The following is a 20,433-nucleotide window of genomic DNA, read 5'->3' as shown; positions in this document are numbered from 1 at the left end:
CGAACCCTGCAGATGCAGACTTGCAATGGTCAGGCGCTCTTCAGGCTGAAGTTGCTGGTACTGAGTTCTTTCGTGCATCGCAACACCTTATACGAAACAGGTGTTGCACTTCAGATTTGAGGCCGCCATCGCCCGGAGTGAAAACCGCTTTCATATGTACAGGATGGACGACCATGAGATCGCCAAGGCCCTATACAACGAAGTGAAGAACGGTAACCTGCTCTTTGTTCCCGAGCGGGACCAGATCCGCAAGTGCGTGCAGGCGATACGGGAGCAGCGGGAAAGGGCTTCGCGGCCAGTCCCCGGCGCGCAGGAACGCGCCGAAGCGGACATGGTAGGGTCACTCCGTGGCAACACACCGCGCGTACCGCAGAGCCTCGGCAATGCACAGCCGTTCACCTTTCAGCCGGAAGCGTTAAGCGACGACGTGCAGACGATTGCTGCGCGCGGAGTGAGTGAAGCACATGAAGCGGAATGCTTTGCGAAGTACGAGCAAGATATGATGGCGTGCGACATGATCGGCGCTACATTCAGGGATTCCCGAACGTACCTACTGTGCAAACGGAGAGCGTTCTCCAACTACCAGACTTGCAGAGGTTTCTAGTGAGTAACGAATCCGCTTTCATTTCCTATTACGACGAGCAAACGCAGCAAATCAAATTTTGCGTTGTTCAGCGTGCGCACGTGCAATCTGCGATCGATCGCGCGCTTACAATTCCGGTCCCCCCGGATGCACCCGAAAACTCCGACACCCCAATTACGGATGAAGACGCACGGAAGCTCGGAAGCATGGCGATGCTCTGCCACACTAAGGCGCACCCCGAGCTTCGGGCACGCCTGCAAGTGACGACTGAAGCACCACTAGTCTGGACGCAAGTGAAACCGTCTGCCGAATAGTGCAATCAACGCGGACGCAAGTCAGAACGATCCGAGGCGCAACGCGTGACGGTCCAGATGATGATCGGCAGCCGGGGGCAAGCAGGAATACATGGTCCCGAATGCCCAAGGCGGCAGCAACGGCGTAGTTACCGGAATCTTCGACATCAGGGCCAACCGACCTGTGCCCCGATGACAGTGTCAGCCAGACCTTTTCAATGCACATCACTGACTATCCAATAAAACCCCCTGATATCGTAAAGTTGAGGAAATAGAGACCGCCTCCATCCCATTAGTCACCAAGGCCGGACCTGACCAAACCGGGTAACGATGCCGAGACCAGACCCCGCGCTGTACCGCAGCCCGAGAACCCCGATGACGCGGCGGCGCCGGCGTCTTCTGATCGTCGGCGCGATCGTGCTCATCGCCGCATTCGGCTGGATGCTCGCGCTCGTGCTCGAGCCCGCGTTCCAGCGCACGATCGTCATCACCACCGGCGCGGACGGCGGCATCTATCGCGGCTTCGCCGATCGCTACGCGCCGCTGCTCAAGCGCGAAGGCATCAAGCTCGACATCCGTAGCTCGTCGGGCTCGGTCGAAAACTACCAGCGGCTCGCGGACCCGGACAGCGCCTATCAGGTCGGCTTCATCCAGTCGGGCACGACCAGTCCGAATGACACCGACAATCTGCAAACCATCGCCGCCGTGTCGTACGAACCGATCTGGGTGTTCTATCGCGGCGATGCGACGATCGACCGGCTGTCGCAACTGCGCGGCAAGCGCATTTCGATGGGCGTGCCAGGCAGCGGGTTGCTCAACGTCTCGCAGGTGCTGCTCGGCTATAGCGGCGTCACGAGTCAGAACTCGACGCTGCTGCAGATGGACGCGAACGCCGCATACCAGGGGCTCGAAAGCGGTCAGGTCGACGCGGCGTTCTTCATTGGCCGGCCCGACGCCGACATGCAGCACACGCTGCTCACCAGCAACCTGAAGCTGATGAGCTTCGCGCAGGCCGATGCACTGGCGCAAAAATTCCCGTCGCTGTCGAAGATCATCTTGCCGCGTGCCTCGACAAGCGTCGCCGACGATCTGCCGCGCAGCGACGTCACGCTGCTCGCGGCGACGGCGCTGCTCGTGTCGAAGGACACGCTGCATCCGGCGCTCGTCTATCTGCTGCTCGACGCGGCGCGCACGGTGCACGGCGGCGAGGACTACTTCACGCCGCTCGGCATGTTCCCCAACCTGAACACCGAAGAATTCCCGATCTCCGACGAAAGCGTGCGGTACTTCAAATCGGGCCGGCCGTTTTTGTATCGCTACCTGCCGTTCTGGCTCGCGAGTCTGATCGAACGGCGGCTGCTGATTCTGGTGCCGTTCCTCGCGCTGCTGATCGGCCTCGCGCAGGCGCTGCCGCGCATGCTCGAAGCGCGGATGAAGAAACGCCTGATCGTATGGTACCGCGCGATCAAGGCGCTCGAGGACGAAGTGTGGAAGAACGCCGAGCCGTCTCGCGCGCAGATCGCGCAATGGAGTGAGGAGATTGAAAGCATCGACGCGAACGCTAGCCAGATCCGAATTCCGTACCGCTACTTTCAGGACGTTTACGCGCTGAAGCAGGCGATCGGCGTCGTGCGCGACCGGATCGCGCATGTAGCGCAGAAAGTGCAGAAGTAGAGACGGCGGTCGCTTAGCCCTGTGCGTTTCCCGGGTATTCACCACCGCGCAGCCGGTTGATTTTCCGCACGGCCTCACCGCGTGGGTGCTTGCCGCAGCGCAAGAAAAAAATCTCTGTGGAATCAGTCGGACGATAGGTCGATTCAATTGGCGCGCTCGCGATTCGCATCCTGTAATGGACTCCTGCCGTCCGCGTACCGTCCATCCAGCCTGCCGTCCTACCCGGAGAGAGACCATGTCCCAGCCTGAGCCGAATGTAGACGAAGTGGTCCGAAGCATCGCCGAGGAAACCGACACGCCGGCAGAAACGGTGTCGCGCATGTACGCCGATACGCTCGCCGAATTCCGGAACGAGGCGCGCGTGTTCGACTACGTGCCGCTGTTCGCCGCGAAGAAGGTCCGCAACGAGCTGCGTCACAAGCAACATCGCGAGCACTGACTCGCGGTATGCGGTGATGCGTCGGCTCATCACGCTGTCGCACGCATCGTGGCTCCAGATTTTGCGAGCATGGTGGAGCTAACAATCGCGTCGCAAATTTTTTATGCTGGCGGTTCCACAGCTTTCCAAAGGAACCGTCCACATGTCCGCCCCGCTGCAGATTCGCGCCGTCACCCGTGACGATTTCGATGCATGGTTGCCGCTATGGGACGCCTACAACGCGTTTTATGGCCGCTCGGGCGAGACCGCGTTGCCGCGCGAGATCACGCAAATCACGTGGAATCGCTTTTTCGATGGCTACGAGCCGATGCATGCATTCGTCGCGGAACGCGCCGGGCAATTGCAGGGCATCGTGCATTTTCTCTATCACCGTCATACGACGATGGCGGGGCCGATCTGCTATCTGCAGGACCTATACACGCTCGATAGCGAGCGCGGCAAGGGTGTCGGCCGTGCGCTGATCGAGGCCGTCTATGCGCGCGCAAAAGCCGACGGTGCGCAACGCGTCTACTGGCAGACGCACGAGACGAATCACACCGCGATGCAGCTCTATGACAAGGTCGCGGATAAGTCCGGCTTCGTGGTATATCGCAAAGCGCTTTAGCGCTCAGCGCTTCATCAAGGCTCATCAAAGAGGACAGGCGCACCACCCGGTGCGCCTTTCGTTTTACTGCTCAAGCGGTCATCACGCAGTCCCGGTCAAGCCTCGAGCTGCTCCAGCACCTTGCCCTTGGTTTCGATATCGAGGAAGTGCACCGCGACCGCCGCGATGAACGGCACGGCGGCCAGGATATAGAACGCCACTTCGAGGTTGCCGCCGATCATCGTCTTCGACACGATCGCCGGCGCGAAGATCGTCGTTCTGATGATTTTGACGACGTGATACGGCGAGTCCGGCTGTGCAATGCAGCAGGACTCGCCGACAGATATGAAATAAGTATTTGAAGTAGTTGCGCCGTGAAGTCAGCGCGCACTCGATGCGCGGCAACCGATCTGCGGCGCGCCTGCATCGCGGTCGGATCGTCCTGCCTCGGGCGATAGCTCAGGCGCTCGGACAGCTCCAGCGCCGCCTGGCATACGGCGATGATCAGCGGCTCGCGCTCGGCGGTCTCGCCGATATCCGAACGCGGGATCGTCACCGTCAACGCGGCGGCGATCTTACCGCTCTGGTCACGCACCGGCGCGCTCACCACCGAAATCCCCCGCTCGAACGACGCCTCGCTGACCGCATGGCCAAGCGCCGCGCTCTCGCGCACCCGTTCATACACAGCCGCACGGGGGGGTTTGGCCTGCCTGCGTCCCACTCCTGTCTGCTCTTCTTTTGCCATCTTGGCTGCCGTCTCTATGCGGTTCATCGGGTTCAATTCAGGATGATAGCGCGAAGCACGCGGCGAATCGGCCATGGGCGGTGCTATGCTTTGATCCGGTCCGGCGGCGCGGTGTATTCCAGCCGCTCGCTCGCGCCGCCCAAGCGTAGGAGGCCACGTCATGTCCAGCGCGGTCCAGATTCAGGTTGCCGACTCGCATCTTTATCCGGGCTGCGCGGTGCGCATCGCGAATCTTCCCGAGCCGGCCTGCGCGTCAAACGTCGCCGAGGCGCGCGTCGAATTCGCGGACGGTTCCGGTGCGCACGCCACCTGCCATCGGCGCGCACATGACGAACTCGAATTGACCGTCGAGCGTTATGCGACGCAAAAACGTCATCCGATCGACGCACGGCACTGGCTACTATTGGCCGTCGATGCCACGCATCACAGTTGGCGCGTCAAGCGTCGGCTGCCGTAAAGCTGCGAGGCCTGCCGCCCTCGGCGGACCCGTAACCGGTGTCGCGCGCGCCGCTTCGAGCGGCGCCGATGCGACCGTCACGTCTCCTTCGGAACTCACCGATGACCGACCACGATCCTCACCTGCCGCCGAAACTGGACAACCCCGATTCAATCGATAACACCGACGACGCCCCCAACGATCCCGAACGCCGGCGCGTACTGACCGGTCTCGCGGCGGTCGGCCTCGGCCTTGCGCTGACCGGCTGCAAAACAGGCGAGGGACTTGCGGGCAACGAGCCGCCGCGCAGCGCCGCCGACTTGCGGCTCGACGCTGCGCTGCACGATCAGGTGAAGAACATCGTGGTGATCTACGCGGAGAATCGCAGCTTCGCGAACCTGTACGGCAACTACCCGGGCGTCCAGCATCCGCTCGACGCGCTCACCGCCCAGCAATACGTCCAGCTCGACCGCGACGGCAAGACGCCGCTGCCGCGGCTGCCGGCCATCTGGGGCGGGCTCGTGCCGCAGGCGCAGGAAGTGGACGGCAAGCGCTACATGATCGGCGAAAAGGATCTCGATCATCTGCGCAACCGGCCGTTCCGCATCGTCGATGCGCACGGCGCGCCGCTGCCGACCGGCGTGATCACGCGCGACCTCATCCATCGCTTCTATCAGAACCAGATGCAGATCAACGCGGGGCGCAACAACCAGTTCGCCGCGTGGGGCGATTCCGGCGGCCTTGTGATGGGGCACTACCGCAATTCCGCCGACACGCTGCGTCTGTGGAATCTCGCGCAGCAGTACACGCTGTGCGACAACTTCTTCATGGCCGCCTTCGGCGGCTCCTGGCTGAACCATATCTTCCTGATCTCGGCGCAGGCGCCCTACTATCCGGACATCCACAACAGTCCGGCGAAGAAGATGGTGTCGGTCGTGGAAGGCGACGATCCGACCGGCACCCGTTTGAAGCTCGCGCCCAATTCGCCTGCGTCGGCGCTCGACGGTCCGCCGAAGTTCGTCAATGACGGCGCTTTCACCGCCGACGGCTACGCAGTCAACACGATGGCGCCGCCGTATCAGCCGAGCAGCGTGCGTCCGGCCGAAGGCGGCGACCCGGCTTTCGCGGATCCGTCGAACCCGCGGGTGATGCCGCCGCAGAATTACGCGACGATCGGCGACCGGCTGACCGGCAAGGGCATCGACTGGGCGTGGTACAGCGGCGCGTGGCAATTCGCGCTCGATCATCGCGATACGGGGTCGATGCCCGACTTCCAGTACCACCATCAGCCGTTTAACTACTTCGCCAATTACGCGCCGGGCACCGCCGCGCGCCGGCGCTATCTGCGCGACGGCGGCATGGGTAACGACGCGTCGACCAATCGCCTGATCGCCGACATCGACGCGGGACGTTTGCCGACCGTGACGTTCTATAAACCGCAGGGCGACCTGAACATGCACGCGGGCTATGCGGACGTCGCCTCGGGCGACCGTCACATCGCGACGCTGATCGAGCACATCCAGCGCGGCCCGCAATGGCAGAACACGGTCGCGATCGTCACCGTCGACGAGAACGGCGGTTGGTGGGACCACGTCGCGCCGCCGATCGGCGATCGCTGGGGTCCGGGTTCGCGCGTTCCCGCGCTCGTGATCTCGCCGCTGGCGAAGAAGGCCTATGTCGATCACACGGTGTACGACACGAACTCGATTCTGCGTTTCATTAACCGTGTGCATGGACTCGCGCCACTCGATGGCGTGGTCGCGCGCGACAAGGCATTCGAAAGCAACGGACTCGCGCCGCTCGGCGATCTGACCGCTTCGCTCGATCTCGCTTGAGCGCCTCTCGGCTGCGTTGATTTGCCGCGGCTCGCGGTCTGCATGTGGTCGTTACTGCATGCATATCGCGTACGCCGCGGCGCAGTAAGGATTCACCGTACTTCGCCACACCTTTTGGCGACTTGATTTTCCATTCGCACATCATGCCTTTGTCTTGCATAAAGCGCCGCGCCGCCTAGACTGATAAAGCGCTTCGCAATTTATGAACGGAACTGATATGCGACTGACCATCCTGATTAACGGTTCCGATCCCACCGTAAGCCATGATTACGCTGTGCTCTGGCTCGATACCGATGAACATCGGTGGTCGAGAGAAGCGCATCAAGGGATCGACCTGCCCCCATGGGGCGAACTGCGCGACGAAAACGGCGTGACCACGCTGTGCGCACCGAGCGCCGAGGCGCCGCTTTGTACGTTGCGCGGTCTGCACGTCGATCGCAAGGAGCGAGTGAGCGCCGCGCAAGGCGCCGCTGCATGGACCGCGCTGCAAACACGCAAGGCGACTAGCGGCTTCTGGCGTTTGCAGGCGGTGGATCGTCAAAAAGTGCGCGCTGAAAACAGCGTGTTCGGTAATTAAGTTCTGGCGCGATTCGTCGCGCTTCTCTTTTCCGGTCGAAACTTCCGGCTCATTGCACGAGCACTGTTCGTACGCGTAAATCTGTTCGTGCGCAATCGAACATAACGTGCCGCGATATCGCAAAGCCTTAAGACATTCTTAAGATTGCGTGCGTAGATTCGGAAGTCCACGCATTCGGGTCGCTGCAAAGCGGCCCACTTTTTTGTCCGGCGCACGCCGCCTCTGCCGTTTCCAATTCCCTTCCTTCGATTCGCATTGTGCAGTCGCTCGACGCGGGCCACGACGCTATACTTGCGTCCCCGTTCATCGAACCACCGACCCATGAAGAAGTGGCTTGCCTGTCTGTTACTCGCCGTCGCCGCTCATGCGAGCGCGGCGCCTTCCTGCACCGGATTCACGCCGAATGCGCAATGGCCCGTCCTCACCAATCAGAAGATGGCGCCGAAAACGCGCCTGCTTTGTTATAGCGATTTCGCGGTGCTGCATTCGGGTCTCACGCACGGTCCGCTGTGGTCTGCCGAGCATCTGACGCGTGAGCACATCGAAGAAGCGAAGGACATGGTGCGCACCAACAAGTTCTTCGAAGACGCGCGTCTGCCCGAAGGCGAAGGCGCGACACTCGCCGACTACAAACGCAGCGGCTTCGATCGCGGTCATATGAGTCCGGCGGGTAATCGGTGGAACGACGAGGCGATGGCGCAATCGTTCTCGCTCGCGAACATCGTGCCGCAAAATCGTCAGAACAACCAACGATTGTGGGCACGCATCGAAACTGCCGTGCGCAAGATCGCACTCGCCTACGACGACACGTACGTCGTCACCGGACCGCTGTTCACCGGCCAGCAATTGCAGACGATCGGACCGACGCGCGTGTTCGTGCCCACCCGGTTGTACAAGGTCGTCTACGTGCCGTCGCGTCAACTGGCCTTCGCAGTCGTGGTTGATAATGTAGCGACCAACCGCTACGACATCCGCACGATTCACGAACTCGAAGCGATGTCGGGCATCCGCTTTCCGGGCATTCCGGACAACCTCAAGGACCAGCGGCCAGGAGGACTGAAAGGTGTTTAAGCCCTATTCGAACGATGACGACGTGCTCAACATTCAAGGCGATGCGCTCACGCTCAGCAATGGCACGACGCGTGTCGTGCTGAACGGCACGCTCGAATTGACGCGCGATCAACGCGGACTGAAGGCGGCGCTCGCGTTGAAGGAAGCGCTCGATGCAATCGTCGCGAGCCTGCAGGCGCAGAAGGATTTACCGGCAAAGGTGCAGGACGAGCCGGATGCTAAACCGGGTATCGTGCAGAACCCGTTTCAATAACGGATTCGGCGGCGTTGCATTTGCGCAACCTCGCAGATCGCAATTTTTACTGATGTCGGTCACGCAAACCTTTGCGTGACCGCTAGTTTTCTAATCTCGCGCCAATAGAGCGGATCGCCTCCCCTCTGTCACATAATGTACATAGAGAAACCTTAGCGTGCGAGGTTTCTTCACACATCGACTGGCGTCGCCATGCATGCTGCGTTCTCGAGATTTCGCCGTTCTTCCGCACAGGGTAATCCGCGCACTGCCGGAGACTTGTGCCAGGAAGTTCCATCCGTAGACGTTGAAGATCCCAACTCCGTGGTCATGGAGATCTTCTCGACGCGCCGCGACATGCAGAGTCTCGCTGTCATCGACGACCACCGTCCCATCGGCCTGATCAACCGCGATATCTTCATGTCGCAAATGAGCAAGCCGTTCCATCGAGAGCTTTACGACAAGAAGAGTTGCATCGCGTTCATGGACAAGGAACCGCTCATCGTCGACGCCGACGTGAGCATCGAAGCGCTGACGTTCAGGACCGTCGAGGCCGGAGAAAAAGCGCTGGTCGATGGTTTCATCGTGACGCGTGACGGACTCTTCTCGGGTCTCGGCAGTGGTCTGCAGCTTATCAGTGCGGTCGCGGAAATGCAGGCGGAGAAGAACCGCCAGATCATGCAGAGTATCGAGTACGCCAGCGTGATACAGCGCGCCATGTTGCGTGCTTCCAGCGAGACCCTGTCGATGAAGCTGCGCGACGCGGCGATGGTCTGGGAACCTCGCGACGTCGTCGGCGGCGACTTCTATCATTTCGCGGCCTTTCCGAACGGCTGGTTTGGCGCTGTTGCCGATTGCACCGGCCATGGCGTACCGGGCGCCTTCATGACCTTGCTTGCTTCGGCGTCACTGTCGAAGGCGCTCGAACAGATCGGTCCGCGCGATCCCGCCGCGCTACTGGCGGCCGTCAATCAAAACGTCAAGGGCTTGCTTGGGCAAGTGAACAGTGCCGACGAAGGAACCCAATCCAACGACGGTCTGGATACCGCACTCTTCTGGTTCGACGCCACGGAGAGCGTGCTGCATTTTGCCGGCGCGAGGATCGCTCTGCACATCCTGTCGCCCGATGCCGCGGAGTTCGAAACGATCGGCGCCGACCGCATGGGTGTCGGTTATGTGGACAGTCGCGCCGACTATGCGTGGAGCTTGCGCTCGATTCCGGTCAGGGCAGGCAGCCTGCTGTTCATCTATACCGACGGCCTCGCCGATCAGATCGGCGGCCCGCGCAACATTTCTTTCGGCCGGCGCCGTGCGCTCGACCTGATTCTCGAAAACCGCGCCGAAACTCCGGCGACGATTTGCGAGCGCGTCCGGCTCGCGCTCGCGGAGTGGCAAGGCCAGCAACCGCGCCGTGACGACGTCACGCTTTTCTGTGCCCGCATTTAGCGAATTCCCAGAATGTCCCAACTACTAGAACAAGACAGCGCCTTTTTCGAACTCGCGCAGCGGCGCAACGTGCTCTTCTATCACAAGGGCTACTTCTCCCATAACATCGTCGCGTCGATGGGCGAAGTCGTGAAACTGCAGCTCGAAGTCGCCGGCGTCAGCGGTCCTACTCGCCGCAAACTCTTCTCGTCCTTTATCGAGCTGGCACAGAACATCGTTCATTACTCGTCGAACGCGCTGGAGCCCGGTGGCGAACGGGCAGGCGAGATACGCGAGGGCGCGGTGTGCATCTCCAGGCACGGCGAAAATCACGTAATGTTGTGCGTCAATCCCATCGCGACTGCCGAAGTCGAGGACCTGCGAAGCAGGTTGGAGCCTCTGCGCAACATGTCACTCGAAGAAATCAAGCAAGCGTACAAGGTTTCATTGCGCACCGATGCTCCGAAAGACAGCAAGGGCGCCGGGCTCGGCTTCCTGACGATGGCGCGCGATGCGAGCGCGCCGCTTGAATTCGCTTTTCATCCGCGTGCCGACGAACCGGGCACCACGCTGTTTTGCCTCATGGCCATCATCTGAGCAGGAAGGCACACGAACAATGGAAAACCTACACATCCCGGCGACGACGACGTCGCCCGAAGTCGATTTTCGCTTCGACCAACACGCGTTGTCGATCAGGGGAGAGTCCTACCCCGAAAACGCAGCCGCCTTTTACGCGCCGATCATCGAGCAGATGCGCAAATACCTCGCCGCGAACGCCGGGGCCGAGATCACCATCGACGTCGCGCTGACGTACTTCAATAGCTCGAGTACCAAAATGCTGTTCAGCATCTTCGACGCGCTCGATCAGGCGGCGGAATCGGGAAGCCGCGTGTCGATGAACTGGTATCGCGACGAGGAAGACGAGACCATTGCCGAATTCGGCGAAGAACTGAAAGCCGATTTCCGCGCGATCGAGTTCACCGATCGTCCCATTGCGCAGCAGGGAAAGTAAAGTGCGTTCGACCTCTTCCCTTGACGTGTCCTCGGGCGGCGCACCCGATCTGTTCCAGAACGAAAGCACCGCGCTGGCAAAGGCTCGGGCCATGCATTCGATCATCGATGCGGACCCCGCGGAGTATCGCCAGTCGTTGGGCGAACTGATCGAGCACTTCCAGCGCCTGATGCGCGAGACACGGCGCCTGATCGGCCGCAGCGACCGGGCCGAACGCGAGATGCAGGCGCTGGCCCAGCAGTTGGCGTATCGCGCATCGCACGACGCGTTGACGGGCGTACTGAACCGCAGTGCCGTGATCGAACGGACCACCAAGGTCTTGCGCATCAGCAGCGCGGTGATGATCATCCTCGACATCGACGAATTCAAGCGGATCAACGACGACTACGGCCACCCCACCGGAGACGCGGTCATTTCGGGGGTCGTCGATTGTCTGCGCAGAATCGTCGGGGAACAAGGCTTCATCGGGCGAGTGGGCGGTGAGGAGTTCACCGTGCTGCTGCCCGGTCATGAACCGGCGAGCGGTGCCATTCTTGCCGAGCGCATGCGAGAAGCCATCGGTGACTCGCTGGTCGTTCCACCCGTCGAGCGCCGCATCACGGCCAGCTTTGGCGTCAGCATCAACGAGGTCGGAACCTGTTTCGACACCGCATATGGCCTCGCCGATGCGGCTCTGTACCGCGCCAAGCGAAGCGGGCGCAACCGCGTGGAATTTGCCGATCGATAGGCGGATAAGCAGACCCATCGCGCGCCGTTACAGGCAGATCTGGGGCGCCCTAAGGCAACTCATGCAGCCACCTAAACATTCACTATCCGGGCGGGTCGGTGTGCGCCCGCGCGGGGTTGACGGAAAGGGAAGGGCCTTGGGACAGGAAGCAACGAGCAAAGCCGGTACTGTCATAGCCGTACTTGCCATTCTCGCTGTCATTGCGACGAGTACCTTCCTCGCAATCCGCCAGAGCAGCGAGCAGGACAGTTCGCTTCGAACGATCCAGGCTTCCGGGCGGCTGCGCCACGATCTCGACCAGGTTCAGCAAGTCATGCTCGATGAGCATGCGACGCTCTACACCTCGATCGCAACGGTGCCGCTTTACAACCGCGCCGCTTATAGCTTTCCGATGCTGGAACTGCTCGCGTTGACGCGCGACGCGCGCGAGAGCTGCAGCGAGAATCAGGAATGCATATCGAGGCTGTCGGATCTGGACGACATGATCGGCAGACTTAGCGAGCTGAGCTTTGGTCTTGCGCGCAAGATCGCGGAACATCCCGGCAGTGTGGCAGTGGGCGACCCCAGACTCGAACAAATCGACGCCTATTTCTATAGCGTTCTCGAGCGGGTCGTCGACGTACGACTCGCGGCCGACGCCAAGGTCGCTTTAGTCGTCAGCAAATCCTCGTTGGATGGGAAGTGGTTTACGCGCATGCTGTTGAGCTGCGGCGTCGCTTCGGCCTTGTTGCTGCTTTCGCTGATTCACTGGAACGGGCGCATTGGAGCGCATCTTCGTCGTTCGCTCACAAGACTCGAGCATCAAGCCAGATATGACGCCCTGACCGATCTGCCGAACCGGGTGCTGCTCGGCGAACATCTTTCAGAGTCGCTCGTACGCGCGGCAGCGACAGGTCAGAACATTTCCGTCCTGTTCCTCGATCTCGATCGTTTCAAGGACGTCAACGATTCGCTCGGACACCGCATTGGCGATTTGCTGCTACAGGCCGTGGCGCGAAGGCTTCAGCGTCTGCTGCGCGCGACGGATTTCGTCGCGCGTTACGGGGGCGATGAATTCGTCATCGTCGCGGAACGGGCCGACGCGAAGCAACTCACCGAAATGCTGGACACGCTGATTCACGAGATGAGCGAGCCGTATCGCATCGGCGAGCACGAGCTTTATCTCGAAGCAAGCATCGGCGTCAGTACTTTTCCACAAGACGGCGCCCAGCCGGAACTGCTCACGCGAAATGCCGATGCCGCGTTGTACGTGGCGAAATCGCGTGGGAGAAACGGCTATCAATTCTACGAACCGGAGCTGAGCCGGGCGGCCGCCGGGAAGTTGCGGCTCACGACGCGACTGCGGCGCGCGGCGAAAGCCAATGAGTTGTATCTGGCGTATCAGCCGCAAATCGACATGAAAACCGGATGCATCGTCGGTGCCGAGGCACTTTTGCGGTGGCACGACGACGAACTCGGTGAAGTCTCGCCGGCCGTCTTCATCCCGCTTGCCGAAGAAACCGGTCTGATCCAGAGCATCGGCACGTGGGTATTGCGGCAGGCGTGTCTGCAGGCGAGCGCATGGGTACGCTCGGGGCTTCCGCCCGTGCGCATATCGGTCAATGTTTCGCCACTTCAACTCGAACGGGCAGACCTTCCAGGCGTAGTGCGCTCGGCACTCGACGATGCCCATTGGCCCGCCGAACTGCTGGAGCTCGAAGTCACCGAGGGCACGTTGATGCGCAACGCTGAAGAAGCGCAACGGGCTTTTCGCGAACTGCGCGAACTCGGTGTGTCCATCGCTATCGACGACTTCGGCACCGGTTATTCGAGCCTCAGCTATCTGAAACGCTTTAGCGTCGACCGCATCAAGATCGATCGCGCCTTCGTTTGCGAAATCGGCAGAGACAAGGAACTCGAAGCTCTGTCGCTTGCCATCATCGCGATTGCTGAAACGCTGAGCTTCGATGTCGTCGCCGAAGGGGTCGAGCTCGATGTCCAGCGCGAGTTTCTGGTCCGTCACGGATGCACGGTGGCCCAGGGTTTCCTGTTTAGCCCAGCGGTCTCGCCGGAGGCTTTAGCGCAATTGCTCGGCAAGACCGCGGTCGCGTCTTCATTGAGCGTGGCGCCTTTCCGGGGATTCGCTTTGTGAGTCGCAACATGTATCCGCGCTGACGCACTACTTACGTTTTGTCACCAGCGCGGCGTCAACTCCTGTATTCCGCCCTACGTTAAACCGGCAGCGCTGAAATGATTCAGCCGCGACAAACGAATCCACCGATTCAACCTGGAGTCACATCATGAAGACGCTTTTCGCCGCTGTTGCTTCCGCACTGCTCGTGTCGACCGCCTTTGCTCAAACGGCCGCACCGTCTGCCGCACAACCCGCGCAAACCACGCAGTTGCCAGCCACCGGCCAGGCGAATCTGAAGGCGAGCACCGCGGTACAAGCCGGCGCGACCGCAACGAAAGCGCCTGCCGAAGCCGCTACGCAAAAGCACGTGAAAAAGACTTCCGCCCGTACGAAAAAGGCCCACAAGTCCACGGCCAAAAATGCCGTCGAAACGAGCGCCGCGAAGACTAAAACGGAGAGTGCGAAAGAGGCCAGCACTGCCCCGGCGAAAGCCGACGGCGCACAAGCCGACACGACCAAAACGCAATAACACGTGATCGGTTTCGGCGCTGACCGGCCATGCAGGTGCTGTTCAAATAGAAGTTGATCGAAGCCGGACTGTGCCGTTCAGGGAGGGCGAGTCTTATGACTCGCCTTTTTTTCTATGCGGCGTGTCATTCACCGCCGTATCTTTTTGCCGACAAACGCGCGAATTTTTGCACCGTCTTTACTCGCGGACGACTACTCTCGAATTGTTCCAATTCACCATCGCGTCGCACCAACGCCGCATCACATGGCTCTTACCCAATCGCTCGACAAGCTCTCGCCGCAACCTGCCAGCAAGCAGGTTCAACACAGCAACGTCATTGCGTTTCCGTCGGCGCGCGCGGCTCTACTCGTGACGCTGCCGCACGCTCACTTGCGCGCACTGCTTCATTCGCCGCTCGGCGTCTATGTAATCAACACGGAAACCGTGCGCGAAGAAGACCGCGTGCAACTCGACATCGCGCGCGAAGATCTCCACTTCACGTTGCACATGCTGCTCACCACGTTGCCCGCCGCGACGATCGGTCCATTGAAACGTCGCGTCAGGCACCCGAGCGCGCGTTAAATGCGCTCGACGAGAGACTGTTCACGCAGCTTGTCGGCATCGACGATTTCGATCTCCGCATAACGCAGCTTCAACGCGCCCTGCGTCTCGAAGTGCTTGAGCACCTGATTGATCGTCTGCCGCGACAACGCGAGCATCATCGCCAGGTCTTCCTGCGGGACCTTCAGCACGTTGCGCAATGCGCCGGGTTCGCCATAGCCGCCCGCCATCAGCAACAGGCGCCGCGCGACACGCGGTGCGGCCGGCAATAGCGCGGCTTCCTCGATCGCCTCGAACGCCAGACGCAACTTGTGCGCGAGCAGCACCGCGATTATGCTGGCTTTGACACAGGAGCGGCACTGATGAGAACGCTGACGCAGCAACTGACGCAATACGCGGCCTACCATCGCGACCGGCGCAATATCGCCACGCACTTCGTCGGCATTCCGATGATCGTGCTCGCGCTCGCGGTGTTGCTGAGCCGCCCGTCGTTTGGCGCCGGGATGTTCCCGGTCACGTTGTCGCCGGCGTGGCTGCTGTTCGTGGCGGCGACCGTCTACTACCTCGCGCTCGACGTGCCGCTCGGCGTGCTGATGGCCTGTGTCTCGGCGCTCTGCGTCGCGTTCGGCAAGTGGATCGCCGCGCAAACGACGCTCGTGTGGCTCGCGACCGGCATTGGGCTGTTCGTGGTCGGCTGGGTGTTCCAGTTCGTCGGCCACGTGGCCTACGAACATCGCAAGCCGGCATTCGTCGACGACGTGATCGGCCTGTTGATCGGCCCGCTATTCGTGCTCGCCGAAGCGCTGTTCGGTGTCGGCTGGCGTCCCGAGCTGCGCGATGCGATCGAGGCTGAGGTAGGCCCGACGCGCATCGCTGAGCGAGCGCCGTAGTTCAGTTCGACGCGAACCGAACGAAGCGCACGCTGTGCAGCGCGGTCAGCGCGACGGCGATCCAGATCGGCACATAGGTCGCGAGTTGCGCGACGCTCAGCGTTTCGCGCAGCAGCGTGATCGACACGAACACGAGCAGCACCGGCTCGACGTAGCCGAGAATGCCGAACAACGCGACCGGCAACAGTCGGCTCGCCTTCAGATACGAAGCGAGCGCGAGCGTGCTCAACGCACCGAGGCCCGGCAATAGCAGACACCACATTTCGGCGCGTCCGGCGATCGCTTGCAGCGAGCCGCCGCCGAGAATGCACACGGCGGCCACCGGCAGCAGCAACGCCATTTCGACGGTGAACATTGCAAGTGAATCCTGATTGATCTGACGACGCACCACGAAATAAGGCGGATAACCGAGCGCGACGACGAGCGTCGGCCACGAGAACGCACCCGTCACCCACAGTTCGTGAGCGACGCCAACCGCCGCGCACGCGACCGCGAGCCACTGCAACGCGTCGAGCCGCTCGCGATAGTGGAAGCGCCCGACCAGCACCATCACGAGCGGCAGCAGGAAATAGCCGAGCGACACTTCGAGCATGCGCCCATGCAGCGGCGCCCACAAAAACAGCCACAGCTGTACGCCGAGCAGGCCCGCAGCCACGGCCATCGCGGCACCGAGCTTCGGCTGCGTCATCATTTGGACAACGAGCGCGCGCAGAATCGGCAGGCGCTTGCGCACCGCGACGAGCAGCAGCGCGCCAGGCACGGTCCACACGATGCGCCACGCGAAGATGTCGAGGCCCGACAGCGGTTTGAGCAGCGTCGCGTAAGCGGACAATAATGCGAACATCGCCGACGCGCCGACCGACAATGCGATCCCGCGCCTGAAGTCGTTGTGATTCATTGCGCGGTCGGGGCTCGGTGTGACGCGTGGGCTTGCGGCGCGCGACGCAGGCTCGCGGCGTTCGTTGTCGTCATGAATATGATGTCTCGTGAGCAGGCGGCCACGCGGGCAAAGCGGCAGACGCTGCGTTGTTGTTCTGAAGCGGCGGTGCAAAACCGTAGGAAAACGGGCATTCTAGACGGGTTATTCGCCAACGGGCTTGCGCTTTTTCGTCAGTCGGCTGCAATTAGTCGTGCGCGTCGCGCGTCGATGCACTAGAACATAACTTCGTGCGCCGCGGCCGGCGAAGCCATTCCAGGTTCGTCCTCGCCTCGCGCGAATCTTGCTACCCAAGTTTTGCACGCTGTGGCCGCACCACTCGCGACAACGACGTCCACAGCGGCACGCAACGAGCAGCAGCCACGAGCCGGGTCGGCGAATGCAGCCTCGTGCGCAGTCTGTCAGGCCGCCACGAATCACCGCCCGCGCATCTCGCCCACGGCATGCCTCAACTGCGTTTCATCGCGCATGCCACCGCCCGGCAGCAATCCCGCTCATCGAATGTGACTACTGGAGCCAGCATGACCCAGCCAGCCCTATCGCTCAGCAACTCGCCTTCCGAACTGCGTCGCGCCTTCGCCGCCGACGTGTACGCCGGCCTCACCCATACGCCGCAAAAAGAGCTGCCGTCGAAGTATCTGTACGACGAGGTCGGTTCCGCACTTTTTGAAGTGATTACCGTATTACCCGAATATGGCGTCACGCGCGCCGAAGAACGTCTGCTCGCGAAGCACGCGGCCGACATCGTCGAGCATTTGCCGCATGACGTCACGGTCGCCGAACTCGGCAGCGGCAGCGGCCGTAAAACGCGGCGCATTCTCGAGGCGCTGTGTAAAAAACGCCCTACTTCCTACTGCCCGATTGAAATTTCGCGCAGTGCTTTGCAGTTGTGCCGGCGCGAACTCGGTGACATCGAGCGGATTTCGATCGTCGGTTATGAGCGCGACTATCTGGCCGGTCTCGCCGAAGTGAGCCGGCAGCGCGCGCCCGACGACCGCTTGCTCGTGCTGTTCCTCGGCAGCACGATCGGCAACTTCGGCAGGCTCGCGGCGACGCGTTTTCTGCGCGAGATCCGCAACATGCTCGCGCCCGGCGACGCGCTGCTGCTCGGCACCGATCTGATCAAACCGACGCCGGTGCTGGTCGCAGCCTACGACGACGCGATCGGCGTGACCGCGTCGTTCAATCTGAACCTGCTCGCGCGCGTCAACCGCGAACTCGACGGCGACTTTCCGCTCGATGAGTTCGAGCACGTCGCGCGCTTCAATCCGGACGCGCGCAGCATCGAGATGCATCTGCGCGCGAAGCGCGATATCACCGCTCACGTGCGCGCCGCAAAGCTGACGGTGTCGCTGACGGAAGGCGAGACGATCTGGACCGAAAGCAGCCACAAGTATCGTGCGGAAGAATTGCCCGCGATCGCCGATGGCGCCGGCTTCGTGTGCAGCCATCAATGGATCGAGGATGAGTGGGGATTCGCGGAGAGTTTGTTGGTGGCCCGGTAAGCGCTGACCACGCGGCCAATCACGGCCGATAAAGTCATAAACGAAAAAGCGGCGCGCCCTCCTCTGGACGGCGCGCCGCTTTTTTAACTCACGCAGCTCGAGCTCAATGCTGCTCGAAGCGCTCGTAACGCCTGTCCGTCACGCGCTCCTCGCCGCTCACTTCGGTCACGCGCGCCGCCGGCGGTCCGTGACGCAGCCACGACAACATCCTGTCGATCTGATTGGCCGGTCCCTGCAACATCGCCTCGACCGAACCGTCGTCGAGATTCGCGACCCATCCCTTGATGCCGAGCGCGTGCGCCTGGCGCACCGTCGCAAGGCGAAAACCAACGCCCTGCACGGTGCCGCGCACCCGCGCGTAATACGTTTCGATCCGCTCATCCAGATCCGGGGCCATGCCGCTACCTCCTTTTAATGCCTGACAATCTTTCAAGCCGGCATTCTAGTCGCGTCGCGGCGAGCGCGCTCGGCAACGCCCATCCTTTGCGCGCGCCACGTACAATCCGTCGACCGTCACGCCGGAAATGGAAACAGAATGACCGAACAGAATCGCGATCTCGTGCTCGTGACCGGCGCGTCCGGCTTCGTCGGCTCGTCGGTGGCGCGCATCGCGCAGAGCAAGGGCTTTCGCGTACGCGTGCTGGTGCGCGCGACGAGTCCGCGCAAGAACGTCGAATCGCTCGACGCGGAAATCGTCGTCGGCGACATGCGCGACGAAGCATCGATGCGCAACGCGCTGCGCGGCGTGCGCTATCTGCTGCACGTGGCCGCCGATTATCGGCTGTGGGCGCCGGACCCCGGCGAGATCGAGCGCGCGAATCTCGAAGGCACCGAGGCGACGATGCGCGCGGCGTTGAAGGAAGGCGTGGAACGCATCGTGTATACGAGCAGCGTCGCCACGCTGAAGGTGACGAGCTCCGGCCAGTCCGCCGACGAAACCTCGCCGCTTCGCGCCGACCAGGCGATCGGCGTCTACAAGCGCAGCAAGGTGCTCGCCGAGCGCGCGGTCGAGCGCATGATCGCCGAGGACGGTCTGCCCGCGGTGATCGTCAATCCATCGACGCCGATCGGCCCGCGCGACGTGAAGCCGACGCCCACCGGGCGCATCATTCTGGAGGCGGCGCTCGGCAAGATTCCCGCATTCGTCGATACGGGGCTGAACCTCGTGCACGTCGACGACGTCGCCGCCGGTCATTTCCTTGCGCTCGAACGCGGCAAGATCGGCGAGCGCTATATTCTGGGCGGCGAAAATCTGCCGTTGCAGCAGATGCTCGCCGATATCGCGGCATTGACCGACCGCAAGGCACCGACACTGAGCCTGCCGCGCTGGCCGTTGTATCCGCTCGCGATGGGCGCGGAAGCGGTCGCCAAATTCACGAAGCGCGAACCTTTCGTCACCGTCGACGGACTGAAGATGTCGAAGAACAAGATGTATTTCACGTCGGCGAAGGCGGAACGCGAGCTGGGGTATCGGGCGCGGCCTTATCGCGAGGGGCTCGCCGATGCGCTCGAATGGTTCCGGCAGGCGGGGTATCTGAAGCGGTGATCAAGGGATAAGTGAACGGTTAAGTGAAGGGCTGAACAGCGGCCGTAAGCATTTTGTTACAAGTCCCGCGCCGGCGACGGGTCCAAGCCTGCGCGCAGCAGGTAAAATCGCGGGTCCTACCTGAGAAACCTCGCATGAATCTTCACGAACAGCTCGGCGCGCTGGAAATGGGCGTCGACCAGCTCATTCAGGCTGTCGTGGCCACGCAGGCCGAGAACACTCCCGAGACAAGCGCTGACGCTGCGGCATTGCCCGCGGCGGTGGAGCATGCCGCGCACGAAGCAGCGGCGCAAGCAGCGGCGGAACAGCCCGCGAGCACCGAAGCAAACGCAGAAACGCACGCCGAAGCGATCGATACGCCGGCCGCCCCGCAATTGCAGCCGACGCTCGAAATCAACCGCCCCGCGCGCGACGAAATCACGATGACGATCGGCGATCAGACCGTCGCACTACGCCCGGACCAGATCAGCCGGCTGATCGAGGAACTGTCGAACGCACGGGCGTCGATGACGCCGGAGCAGCCGCAAGGCATCCCGCCGGGCTGGCAATTCGTCTCGACGAAGAATCCGATGATGGCCGTGCAGAAGCAGTCGAACGGCGACCGCTTGCTGGTGATGCGCCACACCGGCCACGGCTGGGTACCGTTCACGTTCTCGCCGGACATCGTGATCCAGATGTACATGATGCTGACGAACGCGTGATGAAACGCGCTACGTAGAAAAAGCGGCCTGGAGCCGCTTT

Annotated in this window: 22 protein-coding genes and 3 pseudogenes; 20 read left to right on the top strand and 5 right to left on the bottom strand. The window is 61.8% G+C overall.

The window, feature by feature from the left end; translation table 11 throughout:
- The first annotated feature begins 163 nt into the window (after nt 1-163).
- The 4 genes from F6X37_RS20050 to F6X37_RS20035 all read left to right on the top strand — a co-directional run bounded on the left by F6X37_RS20050 (nt 164) and on the right by F6X37_RS20035 (nt 3,593).
- Entirely contained in the window at nt 164-604 is a 441-nt protein-coding gene (locus F6X37_RS20050) for a hypothetical protein (RefSeq protein ID WP_187612509.1), read from the top strand.
- 647 nt (nt 605-1,251) lie between these two features.
- Entirely contained in the window at nt 1,252-2,550 is a 1,299-nt protein-coding gene (locus F6X37_RS20045) for a TAXI family TRAP transporter solute-binding subunit (RefSeq protein ID WP_187612508.1), read from the top strand.
- Between the two features lie 235 nt (nt 2,551-2,785).
- The gene (locus tag F6X37_RS20040) at nt 2,786-2,989 is read left to right on the top strand and encodes a DUF3562 domain-containing protein (RefSeq protein WP_184030727.1); all 204 of its coding nucleotides are present in this window, start codon (nt 2,786-2,788) and stop codon (nt 2,987-2,989) included.
- A gap of 142 nt (nt 2,990-3,131) precedes the next feature.
- Nucleotides 3,132-3,593 (top strand): GNAT family N-acetyltransferase, encoded by a 462-nt coding sequence (locus tag F6X37_RS20035; RefSeq protein ID WP_018423974.1) that lies wholly within the window; start codon nt 3,132-3,134, stop codon nt 3,591-3,593.
- 95 nt (nt 3,594-3,688) lie between these two features.
- Here the strand turns inward: F6X37_RS20035 and F6X37_RS20030 are convergent.
- Together F6X37_RS20030 and F6X37_RS20025 are read right to left on the bottom strand one after the other, a co-directional pair.
- Nucleotides 3,689-3,844, bottom strand: a pseudogene (locus tag F6X37_RS20030) (MFS transporter); the annotation flags it as partial.
- 125 nt (nt 3,845-3,969) lie between these two features.
- A pseudogene (locus F6X37_RS20025) lies at nt 3,970-4,257 on the bottom strand (IclR family transcriptional regulator C-terminal domain-containing protein); the annotation flags it as partial.
- A 220-nt stretch (nt 4,258-4,477) separates the two neighbouring features.
- Between F6X37_RS20025 and F6X37_RS20020 the strand changes: the two are divergent.
- From F6X37_RS20020 to F6X37_RS19965, 12 genes are all read left to right on the top strand, one after another.
- The gene (locus tag F6X37_RS20020; protein ID WP_090808061.1) at nt 4,478-4,774 is read left to right on the top strand and encodes a hypothetical protein; all 297 of its coding nucleotides are present in this window, start codon (nt 4,478-4,480) and stop codon (nt 4,772-4,774) included.
- A gap of 101 nt (nt 4,775-4,875) precedes the next feature.
- Complete coding sequence (locus F6X37_RS20015; RefSeq protein ID WP_187612507.1) at nt 4,876-6,588, top strand: acid phosphatase; 1,713 nt, start codon at nt 4,876-4,878, stop codon at nt 6,586-6,588.
- 217 nt (nt 6,589-6,805) lie between these two features.
- Nucleotides 6,806-7,165, top strand: coding sequence for a DUF3564 domain-containing protein (locus F6X37_RS20010; RefSeq protein WP_090808065.1), 360 nt, complete (start codon nt 6,806-6,808; stop codon nt 7,163-7,165).
- A 321-nt stretch (nt 7,166-7,486) separates the two neighbouring features.
- Nucleotides 7,487-8,236, top strand: a complete 750-nt coding sequence (locus tag F6X37_RS20005; protein ID WP_187612506.1) for a DNA/RNA non-specific endonuclease — start codon at nt 7,487-7,489, stop codon at nt 8,234-8,236.
- A complete protein-coding gene (locus F6X37_RS20000) occupies nt 8,229-8,489 on the top strand; it encodes a hypothetical protein (RefSeq protein WP_184057752.1) in 261 nt (86 codons plus the stop codon). Before F6X37_RS20005 ends, F6X37_RS20000 begins: the two co-directional genes overlap by 8 nt.
- Nucleotides 8,490-8,798: 309 nt before the next feature.
- Nucleotides 8,799-9,914: a SpoIIE family protein phosphatase gene (locus F6X37_RS19995; RefSeq protein ID WP_187612514.1), complete on the top strand. Its 1,116-nt coding sequence runs from the start codon at nt 8,799-8,801 to the stop codon at nt 9,912-9,914.
- Between the two features lie 12 nt (nt 9,915-9,926).
- Complete coding sequence (locus F6X37_RS19990; RefSeq protein ID WP_187612505.1) at nt 9,927-10,490, top strand: SiaB family protein kinase; 564 nt, start codon at nt 9,927-9,929, stop codon at nt 10,488-10,490.
- A gap of 19 nt (nt 10,491-10,509) precedes the next feature.
- Complete coding sequence (locus F6X37_RS19985) at nt 10,510-10,905, top strand: DUF1987 domain-containing protein (RefSeq protein ID WP_090808074.1); 396 nt, start codon at nt 10,510-10,512, stop codon at nt 10,903-10,905.
- A gap of 1 nt (nt 10,906) precedes the next feature.
- The gene (locus F6X37_RS19980; protein ID WP_184073471.1) at nt 10,907-11,632 is read left to right on the top strand and encodes a GGDEF domain-containing protein; all 726 of its coding nucleotides are present in this window, start codon (nt 10,907-10,909) and stop codon (nt 11,630-11,632) included.
- Nucleotides 11,559-13,763, top strand: coding sequence for a putative bifunctional diguanylate cyclase/phosphodiesterase (locus F6X37_RS19975; protein WP_262419973.1), 2,205 nt, complete (start codon nt 11,559-11,561; stop codon nt 13,761-13,763). Before F6X37_RS19980 ends, F6X37_RS19975 begins: the two co-directional genes overlap by 74 nt.
- A 148-nt stretch (nt 13,764-13,911) precedes the next feature.
- On the top strand, nt 13,912-14,274 hold the full coding sequence (locus F6X37_RS19970) for a hypothetical protein (protein WP_187612504.1): 363 nt from the start codon (nt 13,912-13,914) through the stop codon (nt 14,272-14,274).
- 243 nt (nt 14,275-14,517) lie between these two features.
- Nucleotides 14,518-14,835 carry a hypothetical protein gene (locus F6X37_RS19965; protein ID WP_090808082.1) on the top strand — a complete coding sequence of 106 codons (318 nt, stop codon included), beginning with the start codon at nt 14,518-14,520 and terminating at the stop codon, nt 14,833-14,835.
- On the opposite strand, the pseudogene F6X37_RS19960 reads toward F6X37_RS19965, so the two are convergent.
- Nucleotides 14,832-15,140: pseudogene (locus F6X37_RS19960) on the bottom strand (Crp/Fnr family transcriptional regulator); the annotation flags it as partial. The gene F6X37_RS19965 and the pseudogene F6X37_RS19960 overlap by 4 nt on opposite strands.
- Nucleotides 15,141-15,176: 36 nt before the next feature.
- Here F6X37_RS19960 and F6X37_RS19955 point away from each other — a divergent pair.
- The gene (locus tag F6X37_RS19955; RefSeq protein WP_187612503.1) at nt 15,177-15,704 is read left to right on the top strand and encodes a DUF962 domain-containing protein; all 528 of its coding nucleotides are present in this window, start codon (nt 15,177-15,179) and stop codon (nt 15,702-15,704) included.
- A gap of 1 nt (nt 15,705) precedes the next feature.
- Here F6X37_RS19955 and rarD read toward each other — a convergent pair whose 3' ends face one another.
- Entirely contained in the window at nt 15,706-16,602 is an 897-nt protein-coding gene (rarD, locus tag F6X37_RS19950; RefSeq protein WP_184057740.1) for an EamA family transporter RarD, read from the bottom strand.
- A 560-nt stretch (nt 16,603-17,162) separates the two neighbouring features.
- Between rarD and egtD the strand changes: the two genes are divergently transcribed.
- Nucleotides 17,163-18,146, top strand: coding sequence for an L-histidine N(alpha)-methyltransferase (gene egtD, locus F6X37_RS19945; protein ID WP_090808087.1), 984 nt, complete (start codon nt 17,163-17,165; stop codon nt 18,144-18,146).
- 103 nt (nt 18,147-18,249) lie between these two features.
- Here the strand turns inward: egtD and F6X37_RS19940 are convergent, their stop codons facing one another.
- Entirely contained in the window at nt 18,250-18,543 is a 294-nt protein-coding gene (locus tag F6X37_RS19940) for an acylphosphatase (protein WP_090808088.1), read from the bottom strand.
- A gap of 138 nt (nt 18,544-18,681) precedes the next feature.
- On the opposite strand from F6X37_RS19940, the gene hpnA reads away from it, so the two are divergent.
- Nucleotides 18,682-19,692: a hopanoid-associated sugar epimerase gene (gene hpnA, locus F6X37_RS19935; protein WP_187612502.1), complete on the top strand. Its 1,011-nt coding sequence runs from the start codon at nt 18,682-18,684 to the stop codon at nt 19,690-19,692.
- A 134-nt stretch (nt 19,693-19,826) separates the two neighbouring features.
- A complete protein-coding gene (locus F6X37_RS19930) occupies nt 19,827-20,393 on the top strand; it encodes a hypothetical protein (protein ID WP_187612501.1) in 567 nt (188 codons plus the stop codon).
- The last annotated feature ends 40 nt before the right edge of the window (nt 20,394-20,433 follow it).

Origin of the sequence: Paraburkholderia sp. 31.1 (assembly GCF_014397645.1) — a bacterium.
GTDB classification, from domain to species: domain Bacteria; phylum Pseudomonadota; class Gammaproteobacteria; order Burkholderiales; family Burkholderiaceae; genus Paraburkholderia; species Paraburkholderia tuberum.
Note: the sequence above shows the minus strand (reverse complement) of the source record. Positions and strands in the feature narration are given on the sequence as shown.